General features: G+C 70.9%; 19 protein-coding genes. 5 read left to right on the top strand and 14 right to left on the bottom strand.

Features of this window, described 5'->3' with window-relative positions; translation table 11 throughout:
• The first annotated feature begins 188 nt into the window (after window positions 1-188).
• The 4 genes from ASD84_RS14680 to ASD84_RS14665 all read left to right on the top strand — a co-directional run bounded on the left by ASD84_RS14680 (window position 189) and on the right by ASD84_RS14665 (window position 2,737).
• A complete protein-coding gene (locus tag ASD84_RS14680) occupies window positions 189-410 on the top strand; it encodes a hypothetical protein (protein ID WP_056711778.1) in 222 nt (73 codons plus the stop codon).
• A 172-nt stretch (window positions 411-582) separates the two neighbouring features.
• Window positions 583-1,317, top strand: a complete 735-nt coding sequence (locus tag ASD84_RS14675) for an AAA family ATPase (protein WP_056711776.1) — start codon at window positions 583-585, stop codon at window positions 1,315-1,317.
• 62 nt (window positions 1,318-1,379) lie between these two features.
• Complete coding sequence (locus tag ASD84_RS14670; protein WP_235531123.1) at window positions 1,380-1,937, top strand: SigE family RNA polymerase sigma factor; 558 nt, start codon at window positions 1,380-1,382, stop codon at window positions 1,935-1,937.
• Complete coding sequence (locus ASD84_RS14665; RefSeq protein ID WP_056711774.1) at window positions 1,934-2,737, top strand: hypothetical protein; 804 nt, start codon at window positions 1,934-1,936, stop codon at window positions 2,735-2,737. Before ASD84_RS14670 ends, ASD84_RS14665 begins: the two co-directional genes overlap by 4 nt.
• On the opposite strand, the gene ASD84_RS14660 is transcribed toward ASD84_RS14665, so the two are convergent.
• Window positions 2,721-3,917, bottom strand: a complete 1,197-nt coding sequence (locus ASD84_RS14660) for an MFS transporter (protein ID WP_056711772.1) — start codon at window positions 3,915-3,917, stop codon at window positions 2,721-2,723. The two genes, ASD84_RS14665 and ASD84_RS14660, sit on opposite strands and share 17 nt — an antisense overlap.
• A gap of 69 nt (window positions 3,918-3,986) precedes the next feature.
• On the opposite strand from ASD84_RS14660, the gene ASD84_RS14655 reads away from it, so the two are divergent.
• Window positions 3,987-4,358 (top strand): MerR family transcriptional regulator, encoded by a 372-nt coding sequence (locus ASD84_RS14655; protein WP_056711770.1) that lies wholly within the window; start codon window positions 3,987-3,989, stop codon window positions 4,356-4,358.
• Between the two features lie 4 nt (window positions 4,359-4,362).
• Here the strand turns inward: ASD84_RS14655 and ASD84_RS14650 are convergent, their stop codons facing one another.
• The 13 genes from ASD84_RS14650 to pyrF form a co-directional block, all read right to left on the bottom strand.
• Window positions 4,363-5,379: an LLM class flavin-dependent oxidoreductase gene (locus ASD84_RS14650; RefSeq protein WP_056711768.1), complete on the bottom strand. Its 1,017-nt coding sequence runs from the start codon at window positions 5,377-5,379 to the stop codon at window positions 4,363-4,365.
• 28 nt (window positions 5,380-5,407) lie between these two features.
• Complete coding sequence (locus ASD84_RS14645) at window positions 5,408-6,811, bottom strand: RsmB/NOP family class I SAM-dependent RNA methyltransferase (RefSeq protein WP_056711766.1); 1,404 nt, start codon at window positions 6,809-6,811, stop codon at window positions 5,408-5,410.
• Complete coding sequence (gene fmt, locus ASD84_RS14640) at window positions 6,808-7,734, bottom strand: methionyl-tRNA formyltransferase (RefSeq protein WP_056711764.1); 927 nt, start codon at window positions 7,732-7,734, stop codon at window positions 6,808-6,810. The genes ASD84_RS14645 and fmt overlap by 4 nt, the downstream gene beginning before the upstream one ends.
• On the bottom strand, window positions 7,731-8,276 hold the full coding sequence (gene def / locus ASD84_RS14635) for a peptide deformylase (RefSeq protein WP_056711759.1): 546 nt from the start codon (window positions 8,274-8,276) through the stop codon (window positions 7,731-7,733). The genes fmt and def overlap by 4 nt, the downstream gene beginning before the upstream one ends.
• A gap of 4 nt (window positions 8,277-8,280) precedes the next feature.
• Window positions 8,281-10,332 (bottom strand): primosomal protein N', encoded by a 2,052-nt coding sequence (locus ASD84_RS14630; RefSeq protein ID WP_056711756.1) that lies wholly within the window; start codon window positions 10,330-10,332, stop codon window positions 8,281-8,283.
• Window positions 10,333-10,374: 42 nt separating this feature from the next.
• Complete coding sequence (locus ASD84_RS14625; RefSeq protein ID WP_056711753.1) at window positions 10,375-13,149, bottom strand: M4 family metallopeptidase; 2,775 nt, start codon at window positions 13,147-13,149, stop codon at window positions 10,375-10,377.
• Window positions 13,150-13,304: 155 nt separating this feature from the next.
• Window positions 13,305-14,504 carry a methionine adenosyltransferase gene (gene metK / locus ASD84_RS14620; protein WP_056711750.1) on the bottom strand — a complete coding sequence of 400 codons (1,200 nt, stop codon included), beginning with the start codon at window positions 14,502-14,504 and terminating at the stop codon, window positions 13,305-13,307.
• Window positions 14,505-14,632: 128 nt separating this feature from the next.
• The gene (gene coaBC, locus ASD84_RS14615; RefSeq protein WP_056711748.1) at window positions 14,633-15,871 is read right to left on the bottom strand and encodes a bifunctional phosphopantothenoylcysteine decarboxylase/phosphopantothenate--cysteine ligase CoaBC; all 1,239 of its coding nucleotides are present in this window, start codon (window positions 15,869-15,871) and stop codon (window positions 14,633-14,635) included.
• 13 nt (window positions 15,872-15,884) lie between these two features.
• A complete protein-coding gene (gene rpoZ / locus ASD84_RS14610) occupies window positions 15,885-16,199 on the bottom strand; it encodes a DNA-directed RNA polymerase subunit omega (protein ID WP_056711745.1) in 315 nt (104 codons plus the stop codon).
• 11 nt (window positions 16,200-16,210) lie between these two features.
• Complete coding sequence (gmk, locus tag ASD84_RS14605) at window positions 16,211-16,777, bottom strand: guanylate kinase (protein ID WP_056711742.1); 567 nt, start codon at window positions 16,775-16,777, stop codon at window positions 16,211-16,213.
• Window positions 16,770-17,090, bottom strand: coding sequence for an integration host factor, actinobacterial type (mihF, locus tag ASD84_RS14600; RefSeq protein WP_056711739.1), 321 nt, complete (start codon window positions 17,088-17,090; stop codon window positions 16,770-16,772). The genes gmk and mihF overlap by 8 nt, the downstream gene beginning before the upstream one ends.
• Window positions 17,091-17,201: 111 nt before the next feature.
• Window positions 17,202-17,669, bottom strand: a complete 468-nt coding sequence (locus ASD84_RS14595) for a hypothetical protein (protein WP_056711735.1) — start codon at window positions 17,667-17,669, stop codon at window positions 17,202-17,204.
• The gene (gene pyrF / locus ASD84_RS14590) at window positions 17,666-18,499 is read right to left on the bottom strand and encodes an orotidine-5'-phosphate decarboxylase (protein WP_056711733.1); all 834 of its coding nucleotides are present in this window, start codon (window positions 18,497-18,499) and stop codon (window positions 17,666-17,668) included. The genes ASD84_RS14595 and pyrF overlap by 4 nt, the downstream gene beginning before the upstream one ends.
• Between the last annotated feature and the right edge of the window lie 47 nt (window positions 18,500-18,546).

Here is an 18,546-nt window from a genome sequence, read left to right as displayed (position 1 = left end):
TACCGGTCCCTGGTTGGTCGCCACTTCAGCCAAGTAGGTGGCGCACGCGAGGCCAGCCAAGGTCCTCGGCGGCGACGTGAGCGGCTTGATGCTCGCCCACCGAACGGGAACTGGCGTCGGCCAGGTGCCGGGCGCGCACTCTGTGCCATGAGCGGGCGGAGACGTCGCTTCGCGCGTACGGTTGATCCATGCGATGGGTGCTGGCGACCGTGGCCAGTCTCCTCGTCCTTGGGGCAACGTGGCCCGTCCTTTGTGTGCAGGGCGAGTTCGACAGCGGATCCTGCAAGAGCGCGTTCCTGGTGCCGACGTTGGGCTCGGCGGCGAGCGCAGACTCGTGGGCCCTGGCCGTTTCCCTACCCGCAGCGCTTCTGGCCTTCGGAGCGGTGCTGATGATCACCCGTCGTCGCTAGCTGCTCGCGCCATCCACGCCATCGACGGTGATGGCACTCCGCCGATTGGGCGGAAATGGCGCGGTCCAGGCCGCTTCAGACGCCATTTCCGCCCATTCGGGCTGGAACGCCAAGTGCGCGGCACGGAAGGTCTGAACCCACGCGACACCGGACCCGCGGATAGCGTGACGTCGTGGACTTCGACCAACCGCCCGTCGTACGGATCACCGCAGAGCGCGGCGGCGTCGATCCCCGCGAGTGGCCAATGACCGTGCCGGCCGTGGCCCAGGTCGTGCGCGAGGGCCTCGAGCTGCCCAAGGGCGTCACCTTCCTCGTCGGCGAGAACGGCTCGGGCAAGTCGACCCTGGTCGAGGCCATCGCCGTCGCGTACGGCCTCTCGCCCGAGGGCGGGAGCGGCCAGAGCCGCCACTCGACCCGTCCCACCGAGTCCCCGCTGCACTCCGCCCTGCGCCTGCAACGCGGCCTTGGCACCAGCCGCTGGGGATTCTTCCTCCGCGCCGAGACCATGCACGGCTGGTACACCTACCTGGAGGACAACCCACGCAGCCCCAACGCCAGGGAGCAGGACTCCCGGTTCCACGAGCTCAGCCACGGCGAGTCCTTCCTCGAGGTGCTCCGGACCCGCTTCGACTCCCCCGGTTTCTACTGCCTGGACGAACCCGAAGCCGCGCTGTCGTTCTCGTCCACACTGAGCCTGATCGCAGTCCTTCATGACCTGGTCCAGGACGGCGGGCAGGTGTTGTGCGCCACGCACTCCCCGGTCCTCGCGGCCATGCCGGGTGCCACCATCCTCGAGGTCGGCGACTGGGGCCTGCGCCCCGCACGCTGGGAGGACCTCGAGCTCGTGCAGCACTGGCGCAGCTACCTCGACGACCCGCGTCGCTACTTGCGCCACGTCATCGACTGAGGACACTCGATGACAACGCGTGGCCGATCGGGTGTCACGCGCCCGGTGCATCGGAGCGTCAGGTGGGTGTGAAGACCAACGAGCAGGCGGAGGAGTTCACCGCCTTCGTCCGCGAGACCGGCACGCAGCTGCACCGCGCAGCGATGCTGCTCACCGGCGACCACCACCTCGCAGAGGACCTCACCCAGGCGACGTACGCCAAGGTGTTCGTCCACTGGCGTCGGGTGTCCACCTCCGAAAGCCCGCTCGCGTACACCCGCACCACCCTGCTCAACACGTTCCTGTCCCACCGCCGCCTGCGCCGCAACTCCGAGCGTCCGACCGACCTCGACCCCGGCGCGGACGACGGGCTGACCGCAGCAAGGACAGCCGTCGTGGATGTCGACCCCGGCGCCCGGATGGACCTCCTTGCAGCGCTCGCCGACCTGCCACCCCTGGATCGCGCGATCGTCGTCCTGCGCTACTGGGAGGACCGCAGCGTCGCGGAGACCGCGACCGATCTCGGACTTTCGGAAGCGGTCATCAGGACCCGGGCCAGGCGCGCGTTGCAGCGCCTGCGCCCCCTGGTCGACCCACCACCCACCCTGACCGCCGTACGACCCGATCGGACGTCCTCATGAACGACATCGACCACGACCCCTACCTGGGCCCCGCCCTCCGCGACCGCGTCCGGAGCGAGAGCCCCGACCTCGAGCACCTCGCCGCCGCGTCACTGGCGGCCGGCACCCGGCTGCGGCGACGCCGCCGCGTCGGCGTCACCGCAGGCGCCGTCGCCGGCGTGGCCGTCATCGCACTGGCCACCTCCCAGATGGGCGGCGGTACGACGGCCAGCGACCCCGACTTCGCAGGCACCCCCTCCGCGAGCGCCCCCGCCGCGCCCACCTTGCACGTGGGCCAGGTCCTCGATCTGGAGTACGGCCTCAAGGGCACCGTGCGCACGGACGAGGCAGGGCTGTACGAGCTCGGAGCGAGCACCCTGCCTGGCACAGGTACCGGTTTCGTCCTCGTCGTCGACGGCCCCACCGGCGACATCGAGGACTGGTGGTCGGAGAGTTTCGGCACGCTGACCCAGGACTGGCCCGGCATCAAGGTGGCCGTGTCCATGGCCAAGGCCGACGAACTCGGGATGCTCGGCAAGGTCGACAAGGCGCCCGTCACGGTCGGCGCCGGCTGGACCTGCGAGTGGTTCCTGGTCGATGACAAGGCGAGCTGCGAGTCACCCGACGGCGGGGTTGCGAGCCTCGTGATCCGGGATGCCGCCGACCGTGCCTCCTGGCTCGGCTCGAGCGACAAGGGAGATGACCCATCGGTCTACACGACCAAGGCGCACGACGGCATCTTCATCTCCGTCCAGGGCGGCCAGGGCACCACGAACGCCGAGATCCAGGAGCTCGGCGAGTCCCTCACCTGGGTCGACTGACGACCGCCAACCCGGCTGCGGCCAGCCCGATCAGGGCCGCGGCCGGGATCGGCAGTCCCTCGGCTCCCCCGCGCGCGACCACCCCGGACGCGAAGGCGGCGCCGATCGCGATCCCGCCGTTGAACACGACGGGGATCAGTGCCCCGGCCAGCGAGCGGTGCTCCGGGCCGGCGAGGCGCAGGATCATGGTCTGCGCCAGCGGCGGAAGTGCACCGGACGCGACACCCCAGAGCACGACCACGGCCGCTCCGGCCAGTGCGCTCTGCCCTGTCACCGAGAAGCCGAGCACCGCGACTGCCGTCGCTGCCGTCGCGACGACCAACGCCGGCGCGGTCCGTCCGAGCACCCGGCCCGCGAGCGCGACCCCGGCGGCCGAGGACAACCCGAAGACCAGCAACAGGCCGCCCATCCCGCCGGGCACCAGCGTCGCAGCCGGCTCGCCCAGTCGCGTGATGAAGGTGTAGGCGCCGTAGTGGCCGACCAGCACCAGGCCCACCAGCACGGTGACCACCACCATCGGTCGCACGGTACGACGCCCGCCGCTCCCCGCTCCAGCGGCGGACCGCGCCAACGGGTCGGCGTCCGGCACCACCGCGCGGACCAGTCCCGCCCCGACGAGGCTCAGCACGGCGAGCGCCCAGAAGGACGCACGCCAGCCCGCGAGGTCCGCGACGAACCGGCCGACCGGCGTACCGAGGACCATGCCGAGCGTGGCGCCGCCCAGCACGACGGCTGTTGCCCGGCCGAGGAGACGATCCGGCACCAGGTCGGCGACGTGCGCGTTGACGGTCGACCACAGCAGACCGACCGATGCCGCGCCGGCAGTGCGCGCGACCAGCACCACGGCGTAGGTCGGTGCGAGCGCCGTGGCAGCGGCCGCGACCGAGAAGACCAGCAGGCTGGCCGCGATCACGGAGGTCCGCCGCGCTCCGCGGGTCAGCCGCACGAGCGGGAAGCTCGCGATCACGACGACCGCGGCCCAGATGCTGACCAGCAGGCCGGCGGCGGATTCGCTCACCCCCAGCCCAGCGCTCATCTGGGGCAGGACGGCCGTCGGCAACATCTCGCCGGTCACCATGACGAGGGTGGCAGCGCCGAGGACGAGCAACGCGGGCCAGGGCAACTGATCGGCGGTGGCGTGGGTGGAGTCAGGGACAACAGGACGGGTCGTCGTACTCATGTCTCGACGCTAAAGGTTTACACTGATGTCAATGTCAAGGTGTGGCACCAGGAATGTGAGGCAGCAGACATGAAGATCGGTGAAGTCGCCGAACGCACCGGCGTCGCGGCCCGGCTCATCCGGTACTACGAACAGCAGGGCCTGGTCACTGCGGACCGCGCCGACAACGGCTACCGCAGCTACACCGAGGCCCACGTCGACCGCGTCGAGCGGGCTGCCGGTCTGATCCAGGCCGGCATCCCGACCCGGTTGGTCAAGGTGCTCCTCGAGGCCGAGGACGCCTGCGCCCGCGAGGAGGCCACCTGCCCGGACGAGGTCTCCCACCTGCTCGCGACCGAGCTCGACGGCCTCGACCAGCGGATCACGTGCCTGACCCGCAGCCGGGACACGATCCGTCGCTACCTCGCACAGACCCGCTCACAGGCGTCCGGGACGGCCTGAACCGTCAGCGCCAGCCCAGCGCCGGTGCGACCTCGGTCAGGATCGACTCGATCACGTGGGCGTTGTAGTCGACGCCCAGCTGGTTCGGCACCGTGAGCAGCAGCGTGTCCGCCTCGGCGATGGCCTCGTCCTCGCGCAACTGCTCGATGAGGGCGTCCGGCTCGGCCGCGTAGGAGCGACCGAAGATCGCGCGCATGTTGTCGATCTGGCCGACCTGGTCGCTGTCCGGGCGTCCGCCGAAGTACATCCGGTCCTGCTCGTTGACGAGCGGGAAGATCGACCGGCTGACCGACACGCGCGGCTCGTGGGCGTGACCGGCTTCCTTCCACGCGTCGCGGAAGATCCGGATCTGCTCGGCCTGCTGGACGTGGAACGGCTGACCTCCCTCGTCCTCCTTCAGCGTCGAGCTCATCAGGTTCATGCCGAGGCCAGCGGCCCAGCGCGCCGTACCGTTGGACGCAGCACCCCACCAGATCCGGTCACGAAGGCCCTCCGAGAACGGCTCGAGGCGGAGCAGTCCCGGCGGGTTGGCGAACATCGGCCGCGGGTTCGGCTGCGCGAAGCCCTCTCCCCGCAGCACCTCCAGCAGCACCTCGGTGTGGCGGCGGGCCATGTCGGCCTCGGTCTCGCCCTCGGCCGGGGCGTACCCGAAGAGACGCCACCCGTCGATGACCTGCTCCGGTGAGCCGCGGGAGATGCCGAGCTGCAGCCGGCCGCCGGAGATCAGGTCGGCCGCACCAGCGTCTTCCGCGAAATAGAGGGGGTTCTCGTACCGCATGTCAATGACACCGGTGCCGATCTCGATCCGGCTGGTCCGGGCACCGATCGCCGCGAGCAGCGGGAAGGGGCTGCCGAGCTGGCGGGCGAAGTGGTGCACCCGGAAGTACGCGCCGTCGGCACCCAGCTCCTCGGCCGCGACCGCGAGGTCGATCGACTGGAGCAACGTGTCGGACGCCGTACGCGTCAGGGAACCGGGGCTGTCCGCCCAGTGGCCGAAGGAGAGGAATCCGATGTTCTTCACGAGTGGTTCAACCTTCAACCACTCTCGATCATTCCTTGCGCAGCAGCGCCAGGAACATCGCGTCGGTGCCGTGCCGGTGCGGCCACAGCTGGGCGGTCCCCGGCAGCGGACCGTCTGCGTCGGTGACTCCCGGCAGCAGCGGCCGTACGTCGTCGACCCGCAGTCCCGGCGCAGCCGTGGTCACCGCGGTGACGACCTCGGACGTCTCGGCGAGCAACGGCGAGCAGGTGGCGTAGAGCAACGCTCCCCCGGGCCGCAGGACGCGGACGGCCTCGGTCAACAGCGCCTTCTGCAGCGCCACCAGGTCGACCAGGTCGCCAGGAGTACGACGCCAGCGGGCTTCCGGCCTCCGACGCAGCGCGCCCAGGCCGGTGCACGGGGCGTCGAGGAGGATCCGGTCGATGCTGTCGTCCGCGAACGGTGCCCGGGTGCCATCGGCCTGGAGCACACCGGCCAGGTCAGCCCCCGCCGCCTTGGCGACGAGGCCCGCGCGGTGATGGTGCAGCTCGGTGCCGATCAGCAGGGCGCTGCGTTCGGTCGCGAGCGCGGCGAGCAGCGCCGCCTTCCCGCCCGGTCCGGCGCAGAGGTCCAGCCAGCGCTGGTCGCGGCCCTCGACGGGTGCTTCGGCCAGCGCGAGAGCGACGAGCTGCGAGCCCTCGTCCTGCACGCCGGCGCGACCCTCGACCACCGCGGCGACCGCTGACGGGTCGCCGCCGCTGGAGAGCACGGTGCCGAACGGCGAGTACGGCGTCGGCGTACCCGGGAGCTCCTCACGACTCGCGCGCCCGGGGCGGGCGACCAGGGTCACCCGCGGCGGGACGTTGTCGGCCACCAGCAGCGCCGGCAGCTCGTCGGCGCCGACGGCCTGACCGAGCGCCTCGACGACCCAGGCGGGGTGGCTGTGCGCGACGGCGAGATGTCCGGTCGGGTTCGTCGCGGCGTCGGGTGCGACCTCGGCGATCCAGGCCTCGAGGTCACGGGTGCTGACCTTGCGCAGCACGGCGTTGGCGAAGCCGGATGCCCCCACGCTGACCTTCACCCGGACCAGGTCGACGGTCGTGTTGATCGCGGCGTGCGACGGAACCCGCATCGCGAGCAGTTGGTGGACACCGAGGCGCAGCGCGTCGAGCACGGCCGACTCCACCTTGCGCAGCGGGCGATCGATGCAGGTGGCGAGGATGGCGTCGTACGTGCCCTGGCGGCGGATCGTGCCGGCGGCGAGCTCGGTGACGAACGCAGCGTCACGACCGACGAGTCCGTGGTGCGCGATCACCGAGGGCAGCACGAGGTTGGTGTAGCCGCCGTCGACCCGGACCACGCGGAGCACGTCGAGCGCCGCGAAGCGGACCGGGTCGCCCTTGGGCTTCGCCGGCCGCGGAGGTCCGGTGGGCCGGCGGCGGCCACCACTACGGGAGCGCTGGGACCCGCTCACTCGAACGTCGCGGTCTCGGGCAAGCGCACGCCGCGCGCCCAGTCGGCAGCAGCCATCTGCTTCTTGCCGAACGCCTTGACCTCGCCCAGGCGCACCGCGCCCGTGGCGGTACCGACGAGGACGTGGTTCTTGCCGACGCTGATCGCGCCGGGAGCCAGGGCGGGTGCGTCCTCCTCGAGGGAGACCGGGCCGACCTTGACCCGCTCACCGTCGAGGGTGGTCCACGCACCGGGGCCGGGGGTGCACGCACGGATCAGGCGATCGATGCCGACCGCCGGGTCGGTCCAGCTGATCCGGGCGTCGTCGACCGTGATCTTCGGCGCGAGAGTGACTCCCTCGAGCGGCTGGGTGCGGGCTTCGAGGGCTCCGTCAGCGATGCCGTCGAGGGTCGCGACCAGCAGGCTCGATCCGCCCTCGGCCAGCCGCTCCAGCAGGTCGCCCGCGGTGTCGGTGGGCTTGATCCGCTCGGTCATCACGCCGAACATCGGGCCGGCGTCGAGCGCTTCGACGATCTGGAACGTCGTGGCGCCGGTGTACTCGTCACCCGCCCAGATCGAGTGCTGGACCGGAGCGGCACCGCGCCAGGCGGGCAGCACCGAGAAGTGCAGGTTGACCCAGCCGTGCTTCGGGATGTCGAGCGCGCTGCGCGGGATCAGCGCGCCGTAGGCGACGACCGGGCAGCAGTCGGGTTCGAGAGCCTTCAGCGCAGCCTGGAACTCCGGATCGCGCGGGTGCGTGGGCTTCAGGACCGGCACGCCGAGCTCCTCCGCACGCAGGCCCACCGGGCTCGGGGTCAGCTTGCGACCGCGGCCCGAGGGCGCGTCCGGTCGGGTGATGACGCCGACGAGCTCGTGCGGGGACGCTGCGATCGCGTCGAGTGCGGGGACGGCGACCTCCGGGGTCCCGGCGAAGACGACCCTCATCGGCCGAAGCCTCCCGTCGCGTGGGGCGACAGTCTGACGGTCGGCTTCTCGAGCCCGAACCACTCCGACTCGCGGATCTCGCGCATCGCGGCCTTGCGGGCGGCGGCGTCGAGACGATCGATGAACAGGATCCCGTCGAGGTGATCGGTCTCGTGCTGGATCGCCCGCGCCAGCAGCTCGGACCCCTCGATGCGGATCGGGTCGCCGTACATGTTGAAGCCGGAGGCGACCACCGACATCGCCCGCAGGCAGTCGTAGGTGAGCTCGGGCAGGGACAGGCAGCCTTCGGCGCCGTCCTGGGTCTCGTCGGACAGCTGCAGCGACGGGTTGACCAGGTGGCCGACCTCCCCGTCGACGTACCAGGTGAAGACGCGGAGCCCGACCCCGATCTGCGGCGCAGCCAGGCCGGCGCCCGGGGCCTCCAGCATCGTGTCGGTCAGGTCGGTGACCAGTTGCCGCAAGTCGGTGTCGAAGTCGACGACCTCGATCGCGGGCTTGCGCAGGATCGGGTCGCCGAACAGGCGGATGGGTCGAATGGCCACTGGGTCATCCTAGGAGTTCGGGAGGATCGACCTGAATCCTCACGGGTTCGAGCTTGCGGGCCGACCGCAGCCGCTGTGCCTCGACCAGCGCGCGCGACAGGGCGGGCCCGTGGGTGCGGGGCACCCGCACGATCAGGCGTTCCTCGTCGGGGTTGCCCTCGACGGGCACCGGACCGAGAACGTCGGCGACGTCCGGAAGGTGCAGCAGGGCGCGCATGTCGTCCAGGGCTCCCGGCGCGCCGGTGAGGGAGGCGACGCGCGCAGCCGGGGGAAGCCGGGCCTCACGCCGCTCCTCCGCCTCCCGAGCGGCGAAGCCAGCGGGGTCCCAGCGCACCAGCGCCTGGAGCGCAGGCTGCGCCGCATCACCGACCGCCAATGCGCGCCCGCCGGGGCGCAGCAGTCCCACGGCGTTGCACCAACGACGCAACGCCTCCTCCGCCGCGCGCATGCTGTCGCGGCCGAGCACCCACCACGTGTCCAGGAGTACGACGACCGCGTAGCCACCGTCCGCGACCGGCTCGGCACCCGGTGTGGCCACCACGAGTCGGGGTGCCGCGTCGACGGTCGCCCGGATCCGGTCGCCCGATGACGCCAGCACCGGGATCTTGGGGAACGACCGACCCAGCTCGTCGGCGGTGCGCGCATCCCCGAGCATCGGCGAGCGGAGACCGGACGCTCCGCACTCGGGACACGCCCATCCGACGGCCTCGGTGGCGCACAGGCGGCAACGCGGCGGTGTCGTGGGACCGGTCAGGCCCAGCGGCCCCGCGCAGGCGGCGCATCGCGCGGGCGTGCGACAGCGTTCGCAAGCCAGGCGAAGGGCATAGCCAGCGCGGGGAGTCTGGACCAGCACCGGCCCACGCTCCAGGCCCCACTTCATCGCCTGGTGCGCCTCCCGCGGGATCCGGGCGCCTCCGCTGTGGGGGTCGCGTTCGAGCGCCTGCTCGGTCGCCCCCGAAACCGCTACCAGGGCCCGGGCCCGGACCTCGGTCCGCGGCAGCCCGATCTCGCGCGCCCACCCCGAGCGCAGCAGCTGGTCGGCCTCGACGGTGCGCGCGAACCCGCCCACCAGCGCAGCCGCCTCTTCCTCCTCGGCCCGCAGGAGCAGGACTTCCCGGGTGTGCGGGTACGGCGCCCGCGGCTCGGCGTGCAGGTCGTCGCCGTCGTCCCAGATCACCACGAGTCCGAGGTCCCGCACCGGCGCGAAGGCCGCAGAGCGCGGCCCGATCACGATCCTGCGGGCCCCTCGGCTCACAGCCAGGAAGTCGCGGTAGCGCGCTGCGGGACCGGGCTCCGCCTGCAAGGTGACGTGGTGACCCTCCCCCAGCAGCGCCGTCATCGCAGCGTCGACGCGCGTGATGTCGCGATGGTCGGGCAGGCAGATGATGGTCCCGCGGCCAGCAGCGAGCGCCGCGCCGGCGAGATGGGCGAGCAGCGCCGGCCAGTCCTCCCCCGGGCCCGCACCCCAGACCGCGCGCGGCGCATGTCCGCTGCGCAGGTGCTCCAGGAACGCCCGCGCAGCCGGGTACGGCGACCACGCCTCGTCACAGCCCGTCAGCACCGGCAACGGCGGGGATGCCGGCGAGGCTTCCCGCTCGGTGGTCGCATGACGTGGCGGGACCGCGAGGCGTCGTACGTCCGCAGAGACACCGGCGTAGCGCTCGGCCACCCGGCGGCACAGCGCCTCGACAGCCGGACTCAGCACGGGCTCGGGGCTCACCAGACGCCGCAGCGGCGACAGCACGCCGTCGTGCCCGGACGCCGCGGTCCGCTCGACCACGAAGCCGTCGACGGCCTGGCCGGCGAACCGCACCTTGACCCGCGCCCCAGGCACGGCGCCCTCGGCCATTGCTGCGGGCACGAGGTAGTCGAACACCCGGTCCAGGTGCGCCAGCGGCACTTCCAGGACCACCCGGGCAACCGGATCCACCGTCGCCAGCTCGGCCTCGTCGACCTTCCGGGCGCGGGTGGCAGCAGCCTTGGCGCGCCCTTCCGCTGCCCGGTCCCGGACGAGGCCGGGCAGCTCCAGCGCCGGCTCGTCGGGGGTGGGGGTCATGGGCGCAGTTCTACCAGCGGCCCCCGACGCTGGCAGCGCGGCCTAGCGTCGTACCCGGACGGTGCTCGGCGAACGCCTCGATGCTGAGTAGTAGCCCGCACGTGTGCCCGTGATGACCACGCTGATCCGGTGCCCCCGGTCGATGCTGCGCAGGAGGTAGCGGTACTTCGTGGCGCGCGGAATGGGCCGGCCGTCGCGCAGCCACCTGTAGTGGAAGGTCACGCCGCTCGGGGTCCAGGTCCCCGGCCGGGCGTAGAGCACCCGCCCGACCCGCGCCCTTCCTGCGATGCTGACGGAGCTCGGCGGTCTGACCTGGCCGTAGTCCACCGTGTACGGCGTGGAGGCGATCTCGGACTGGATGAACGGAAGTGCGGTCATGGTCACCCGGACGCTCACGCGGCGCCCCAGGTCGGCGGCCACGACCGCGTAGGTGCGCGAGCGCGCCCCGGTGATCGCCGTCCCATCGCGGAGCCATTGATAGCTGGGGACCGCATCCGGAATGTTCCAGTGTCCGACCGTCGCGGTGAGGGTCTGTCCCACCCGCGGAGCAGTCGCCGTCATCTCCGGCGGCATGTACCAGAACAGTGACGTGTCGCAGGTGTAGACGACCACGTCGTCGACGTACCAACCGGGCGCACCGACCGAGCTGTCGCTGCGCATCGTGAAGCGCGGGCGGATGACCTGGCCGGCCATCGAGCTGAGGTCCACTCGGCTGCCGACCCACCCCCGGCTGCTCCCGGCGAACGCCTTCACCCCGGAGTACGGCGCCTGCAGGCTGCGAACCGGCCCGTTGAGCCATGCGCCGGCAGGCAGCAGGTAGGCGTTGTCGTTGGCGTCGACGACGTCCACGGTGCCGCCGTCCCAGTACCGCACCGTCCCGGCTGACGTCACGTCGAAGTCCGTGACGTGCCAGTGCCGGAAGGCGAGGTACGTCGGCTGGTCGGGCGGCAGTGCGATCCCGGTTGTCGCCGTCATCGGGCGCGTGGCAACCGTTGCCGGGTCGTCAGCATGCCAGGACGAGTCACCGGAGTATCCGTTCAACGCCGGGGACGGGTCACTGGCAACGGGCAGTCGTTGCCAGCCCGGAGAGGTCGTGAACGTCGCGCCTGGTGCGGTCGCCGCTTCGGTGTCCAGCAGCACGCGCTTGTGCGTGCCGTCGGGGCAGGAGCGGTCCGCGTCGCGGGCAGGCTCGGCCGTGGGGCGCTGCGTCATCTCCGTCGCAAGGGTTGCCTGGTGCACAGCAGTGCAGTCGGCGGCCGACAGGTCGCCGACGGTGACCAGCGCCGCACAGGACTGCTCCAGCACCGCGGCCAGGTCGGCGTACTCGGTGAAGGACGTGATGGTCTCGATCACCTGGAGCCACAGTGCGGACGACCTGGCCAGGGTCGGATCGCCGGCGTCGATGCCCGCGATGGTCTGTCCGTTGAAGGTTCCGCCCTGGGAGATCAGGTGGAAGGCCTTGTTGCCGACCCCGGAGTTCGTGTGGACTCCCCCGTTGTCGTCGTACGTCGGGTCGACGTCCCAGTCCGGGCTGGTCATCCGGTCCGGCTGGCCGTGGGCCTCGGGGTGCGCCATGTCGCGAATGGCGCCGCCGGGCAGGTCCTCACCCGTCGTCCAGGTCACACTCTCGCCGTCGGCGACGTTCCGGTGGTCGACGATCTCACCGATGATGTCGGCCAGGGACTCGTTGATCGCCCCGGACTGGTCGAGGTAGAGCAGGTCCGAGGTGCGCTCGATGACGCCGTGGGTCATCTCGTGCCCGACCACGTCGTCCGCCACGGCGTATCCCGCCCCGTAGAACATCTGCCGGCCGTCCCAGTAGGCGTTGGGGTACGGGCAGGGGTCGCCGTTGATGCAGACCCGGACGGTCGACGCGAGCTTGGGACCACTCGCCGTGTCGAGGCCGATGAAGTCGGTGAGGTCGCGGTCGCCGACTTCGTCGTAGAACTGCGCCGTCGCGCCGGCATTCTGGAACGCCTGCTCCACGTCGGGCACCGCCGATGCCGGGGACTGCTCCGTGCGGACCGCCCCCGAAGTGCAGGCCGCGGGATCGGGGACGGACACACCGGCCTGGTCGCAGACGACCCGGTCGATCTCCTGGATCAGGTCGAGGTCGAGCAGGACGTCACCGGTCCGGTCATCGACCAGCAGCTCGTGCCGCACAGCGCCGTCCGCGCGGACCTCGAAACGCCACGCGCCGCGCGGCCCTGTCGAGTTGGTACGTCCGGTCGTCGCGGGATCCCACAACCAGCGCTCACCGGTCGCGGCAGTCGGACTGCCACCCGTTGCTCGCCGGACCTTGGCGATCGCGGTCCGGCGCGCGTCCGGTTCCGAAACTGTTGCGGCAGGCACGCTCCGGACGTCGGAGAGGTTCGCGTTGACCGAGCTGAGGTCCTTGTCGTCAGCCAGGACGACCACCACATCACCTCCGACCACGGGGACTCCGCCGACGTGCTGCTGGTAGCGCACGACTCCGGCGCCCGCGGCGGCGCGGCTGCGGCGTTCCTGCACGAGGGTCGTTCCCGGACGATCTGTGCCGAAGGCCGGGCCGTAGCGCTGCAGGTGCGCACGGGCCGCCGCTGACACCGAGTCCCCGCGGTCGACCGACGGGTTGTCGACCTCGGTGCCGGCGGAGGCGCCGGCGAAGGTCACGACCCCGCCCTCCTTGCGCACCACGACGGACCCGTCCGCGTCCGAGCGCAGGGTGGCCTCCGCATCATCCGGATCCGGAGCCGACTGTGCCGACTGCGTCGGCGCCAGAGCGAGCAACCCGGCGACGACAGTGGCAGCACACAGGGACGACAGGGCGCGACGCATTCAGGATCCTTCGAGACGAGGGCAAACAGCGCATCGTTCCACGCCGAGCGCACCCACCGCCGCGAAACCGCGAAGCAGGGCAGGAGCTCGGGACAAAGGCACGACGCCCGCCCGTCCCCGGAGGGACGGACGGGCGTCGGATGAAGCAGGTGGGATCAGATCCCGGCAGCAGCCTTGAGCGCCTCGGCGCGGTCGGTGCGCTCCCAGGTGAACTCGGGCAGCTCGCGACCGAAGTGGCCGTACGCCGCGGTCTTGGCGTAGATCGGACGCAACAGGTCGAGGTCGCGAACGATCGCGCCCGGACGCAGGTCGAAGACCGTGAGGACGGCCTCCTGGATCTTCTCGTCCGGGACGACGCCGGTGCCGAAGGTCTCCACGAAGACACCGACGGGCTTGGCAACGCCGATGGCGTAGGCGACCTGGACCTCGGCGCGACGGGCCAGGCCCGCGGCAACGATGTTCTTGGCAACCCAGCGCATGGCGTAGGCGGCCGAGCGGTCGACCTTCGACGGGTCCTTGCCGGAGAACGCGCCGCCACCGTGACGGGCCATGCCGCCGTAGGTGTCGACGATGATCTTGCGGCCGGTCAGGCCGGCGTCACCCATCGGGCCGCCGACGACGAAGCGACCGGTCGGGTTGATGAAGAGCTGGTACCCCTCGGACGGGACGATGGCCTGGAACGCCTCGAGCACCGGCTCGATGACGTTGACCAGGATGTCCTTGCCGAGCTGCTCCTGGTCGATGTCCTCGGCGTGCTGCGTCGAGAGGACCACGGTGTCGATGCGAACGGGACGGTCGTCCTCGTCGTACTCGATGGTGACCTGGGTCTTGCCGTCGGGACGCAGGTAGGGCAGCGTGCCGTCCTTGCGCACCGCGGTGAGCTTCTCAGCAAGCGTCTGCGCGATCTTGATCGGCAGGGGGAACAGCTCGGGGGTGTCGTCGCAGGCGTAGCCGAACATCAGGCCCTGGTCGCCGGCGCCCTGGCGGTCGAGCTCGTCGCCCGAGCCGTCCACGCGCTCTTCGAAGGCGTCGTCGACGCCCTGCGCGATGTCAGCCGACTGAGCACCGATGGCGACCTGGACGCCACAGGAGTTGCCATCGAAGCCCTTCTCCGACGAGTCGTAGCCGATCTCGAGGATCTTGGCCCGAACGAGCTGGGCAACGGGGGCGTACGCCGACGTGGTCACCTCACCCGCGACGACGACCAGTCCGGTCGTCAGCAGGGTCTCCACGGCGACCCGGCTCGACGGGTCGTGCTCGAGGAGGTAGTCGAGGATCGTGTCGCTGATCTGGTCGGCGATCTTGTCCGGGTGACCCTCGGTCACCGACTCCGACGTAAACAGACGTCCGGTCATGTTGGTGGAAGCTCCTGGTTCTCAGACCGAGTACGGGATCCCCCGAACCCGCTCGGCTATGACGTTGTGACAGAAGTTGTCGTCGATCCAACGATACGGACCGGCCGGGGTCATGGCCGGTCGTCTCACTATCGCTGGGGAAGACGGGAGACGACGTTGTCCCAGATCAGGTGTGCGAGGGCTGACTTCGATCCGCGCGGAACCTCGACGGCCGTGCCGTCCGAGCCCAGGATCACCGCTTCGTTGTCGGCGCTCCCGAAAACTGCGCCACCGCTCACGTCGTTGACGACGAGCAGGTCACAGCCCTTGCGCACCAGCTTGGCGCGCGCCAGGTCCAGCACGCTGCCGGTGGCATCGCCCGTCTCTGCGGCGAATCCGACGATCACGGACTCCGGGCGGACCCGGTGCGTCGAGATCTCCTTGAGGATGTCGGGATTCTGTTGCAGCGTGATCGACGGCGCCGATCCGTCGTCGGCCTTCTTGATCTTCACGTCCGACTGGCTCAGCGGACGGAAGTCGGCGGGCGCGGCCGCCATCACCACGGCGTCAGCGCTGGCGCTGGCCGTGAGTACGGCGTCGCGCAGCTCAGCGGTCGACTCGACCCGGACGACCTTCACGCCGGCCGGGTCGGGCAGGGTCACGTTCGCGGCGATCAGAGTGACCTCCGCGCCCCGGGCTGCCGCCGCGCGAGCCAGGGCGTAGCCCTGGAGACCCGAGGAGCGGTTGCCGAGGAAGCGCACCGGGTCCAGGCGTTCGCGGGTGCCACCGGCGGAGACGACGACATTGCACCCGGAGAGGTCGCTCAGCGACTGGCCGCCGGCCGAGGCACCCGTCGCGACGCGCGCGAGGACGTCGCGGGCGATCTCGAAGATCTCGGAGGGCTCGGGAAGCCGGCCCTTGCCGGTGTCGGCACCGGTCAGGCGGCCCTCGGCGGGTTCGATCACGATCACGCCGCGTGCGCGCAGAGTGGCGACATTCGCGGCGGTGGCCGGGTGCTCCCACATCTCGGTGTGCATGGCCGGGGCCAGCACGACCGGGCACCGTGCAGTGAGCAGGGTGTTCGTGAGCAGGTCGTCGGCGAGGCCGTGCGCCGCCTTGGCGAGCAGGTCTGCGGTTGCCGGAGCAACCACGACGAGGTCAGCGGTCTGCCCGAGGCGCACATGAGGCACCTCGTGGACCGCTGACCACACGTCGGCGGACACCGGCTTGCCCGACAGCGCAGCCCACGTGGGCGCGCCGACGAACTCCAGCGCCGCAGCGGTCGGAACCACCGTCACGTCATGTCCGGACTCGGTGAACCGGCGAAGCAGCTCGCAGGCCTTGTAGGCCGCGATGCCGCCGGACACACCGAGCACGACGCGGGGCATGGCTGGAGTCAGTTCACTCAGCAGCAGCCGGCGCGGCCGCAGCGGCCTCGGCGGCAGCGATCTCGGCCGGGTCGATGTCCTCGCAGGTCAGCAGGTCCTGGCTGATCTCGCGCAGCGCGATCGAGAGCGGCTTCTCCTGGACGTGGGTCTCCACGAGCGGGCCGACGTACTCCAGCAGGCCTTCGCCGAGCTGCGAGTAGTAGGCGTTGATCTGCCGGGCGCGCTTGGCACTGTAGAGAACCAGCTTGTACTTGCTGTCGGTCTTGGACAGCAGGTCGTCGATCGGGGGGTTGGTGACACCCTCGGCGGCGATGTTCGGGGCAGACACGTGTTAGAGCCTCACAGTTCGTGGGTGGAATCAACCATTAAGGCTACCAAGTCCTGGACCGCAGCGTTAACTTCCACGTTCACGATGGTGACGTCGAACTCCGCTTCGGCGGCCAGCTCGAGCCGTGCAGTGGCCAGCCGGCGCTCGCGCTCCTCCTCGCCCTCGGTCCCGCGACCCACCAGACGGCGGACCAGCTCGTCCCACGACGGCGGCTTCAGGAACACGAAAACGGCCTCGGGCATCGTCTGACGGACCTGGCGTGCGCCCTGGAGATCGATCTCCAGCATCGCCGGGCGATTCGCCGCCAGAGCCTCTTCGACGGGGCCGCGGGGGGTGCCGTAGCGGTTCACGCCATGGACCACCGCCCACTCGAGCAGCTGGCCGTCGGCGACCATCGCGTCGAAGGTCGCGTCGTCGACGAAGTGGTAGTGGACGCCGTCGATCTCACCGGGACGGGGAGTGCGCGTCGTCGCGGACACCGACAGGAAGACCTCGGGGTGCTGGTCGCGCATGGCAGCGGCGACCGTGCCCTTGCCGACCGCGGTGGGTCCGGCAAGGACGAAGAGTCGACTACTCACCGGGGGCGAACTCGCGCTCCAGTGCGGCGATCTGCTTCGTACCGAGACCGCGGACCCGCCGCGACTCGGCGATGCCGAGGCGCTCCATGACCTGCCGGGCGCGCACCTTGCCGAGGCCGGGAACCGCCTGGAGCAGGTCGATGACCTTCATCTTGCCGACGACGTCGTTGACCTGACCCTGGGCCAGCACCTCGCTGATCGAACCACCGGAGTTCTTCAAGCGGTTCTTCACCTCGGCCCGTTCGCGCCTCGCGGCCGCCGCCTTCGCGAGGGCAGCCTGGCGCTGTTCGGGTGTCAGGGGAGGCAAGGCCACGAAAGGGATCCTTCGGTCTTCAACAGAGCGGTCATCGGGCGGATCGGGCCGCCGCGGTCAATCTAGCCATTCACGTTCGGCCGGGGCAATGCGGCGCCGCGGTACGGCTGCTCACAGGCTCAACGGCGTCTTGCAGACATCACGTGCCTGCTGGCTGACACCCGCGAACGCCAGCTTCGTCTCCTGCGACCCGAGGCGGACCGCCGCCGCCTCGATCGCGTCGCGATCAGCCTTCGGCAGGTCCCTCGGCGGCTTCTCGGGATCGTAGGTCGCGGGGTCCACCTTCGCGTCCGCGAAGGCGTCACGCACCTCGGTGACCCGATCGATCACGATCGTCCACTCGTCGCGGAGGTCCTCCGGTGCCTTCTCGGCCAGCAGCTCGAACGTCGGCAGCGCCCGGATCAGCCCGAGTCGCTCCCCCGCCGCCAGCGCGGCCCCGAGCTCGCCGCGTCGGTCCTCGACCTCGGAGCAGTACGCCGCGAACGGGTCGTCGTCGTCCGAGGACTGCAGCAGCCAGGCTCCGGCGCCCAGCACGAGGACCACGACGATCACGAGCGCCACGAGGCGTCGCGTGCTCACCCGAGCAGGCTCCGCAGCTCGTCGTTGCCACGCTGTACGGCGTCACGCATGGCGATCGGGTCCGGGCCCAGACGCAGCACGCCCCGTGACGACGAGGCCAGGACGTGGGCGGCACTGGCCCCGAAGATCCGCAGGATGTCGGCGCTGGTGCCCCCCTGCTCGCCGTACCCGGGAGCGAGGATCGGGCCGTTCAGCGCGAAGTCGAGCCCCGAGCCGTCGATGGTGGCACCGACCACTGCGCCGAAGGAGCCGAGCGGAGCGGCATGGGCGTTCAGCTCACGCAGGTGGTCGAGCATGGCCGCCGCGACCGTGCGGCCACCGAACTCCTCGCTCGTGACGGCCTCCTGGATCTCGGGGCCCTCCTTGTTGGAGGTCGCCGCGAGGACGAACAGTCCGGCGTCGAACCGGCGCGCGGTGTCGACGAACGGCAGCAGCGACCCGAAGCCGAGGTACGGGCTGATCGTGATCGCGTCGCTCGCGAGCGGGGAGGACGGGTCGAGGTACGCGTCGGCGTAGGCCTGGGAGGTCGAACCGATGTCGCCCCGCTTCACGTCGAGCAGTACCAGCGCTCCAGCGGCACGGGACTCTGCGATGACACGTTCGAGCACCGCGATGCCCTTGCTGCCGAAGCGCTCGTAGAAGGCCGACTGCGGCTTCACCACGCTGCAGTACGGCGCCACGGCCTCCACCGCACCGAGGGCGAACCGCTCGAGCCCGGAGACGTCGTCGTCGTACCCCCAGTCGTGCAGGAGCGCACTGTGGGGGTCGATACCGACACAGAACTGGCCACGCTCGGCCATGGCAGCGGTCAGGCGGGCACCGAAGGTCATGGAGACAACCGTAGATGAGGCAGGCGTCCGTTTCGGGAGCAGGTCGC

This window comes from Nocardioides sp. Root682, assembly GCF_001427795.1.
Lineage (GTDB): Bacteria > Actinomycetota > Actinomycetes > Propionibacteriales > Nocardioidaceae > Nocardioides.
Note: the sequence above shows the minus strand (reverse complement) of the source record. Positions and strands in the feature narration are given on the sequence as shown.

What these genes read in the sequence shown, in the direction of transcription:
- ASD84_RS14680 (WP_056711778.1), top strand. Translation starts at nt 189, where the DNA reads ATGCGATGGGTGCTGGCGACCGTGGCCAGTCTCCTCGTCCTTGGGGCA.
- ASD84_RS14625 (WP_056711753.1), bottom strand. Translation starts at nt 13,149, where the DNA reads ATGCGTCGCGCCCTGTCGTCCCTGTGTGCTGCCACTGTCGTCGCCGGG.
- pyrF (WP_056711733.1), bottom strand. Translation starts at nt 18,499, where the DNA reads ATGACCTTCGGTGCCCGCCTGACCGCTGCCATGGCCGAGCGTGGCCAG.
- ASD84_RS14665 (WP_056711774.1), top strand. Translation starts at nt 1,934, where the DNA reads ATGAACGACATCGACCACGACCCCTACCTGGGCCCCGCCCTCCGCGAC.
- metK (WP_056711750.1), bottom strand. Translation starts at nt 14,504, where the DNA reads ATGACCGGACGTCTGTTTACGTCGGAGTCGGTGACCGAGGGTCACCCG.
- ASD84_RS14660 (WP_056711772.1), bottom strand. Translation starts at nt 3,917, where the DNA reads ATGAGTACGACGACCCGTCCTGTTGTCCCTGACTCCACCCACGCCACC.
- coaBC (WP_056711748.1), bottom strand. Translation starts at nt 15,871, where the DNA reads ATGCCCCGCGTCGTGCTCGGTGTGTCCGGCGGCATCGCGGCCTACAAG.
- fmt (WP_056711764.1), bottom strand. Translation starts at nt 7,734, where the DNA reads ATGAGGGTCGTCTTCGCCGGGACCCCGGAGGTCGCCGTCCCCGCACTC.
- ASD84_RS14630 (WP_056711756.1), bottom strand. Translation starts at nt 10,332, where the DNA reads ATGACCCCCACCCCCGACGAGCCGGCGCTGGAGCTGCCCGGCCTCGTC.
- ASD84_RS14655 (WP_056711770.1), top strand. Translation starts at nt 3,987, where the DNA reads ATGAAGATCGGTGAAGTCGCCGAACGCACCGGCGTCGCGGCCCGGCTC.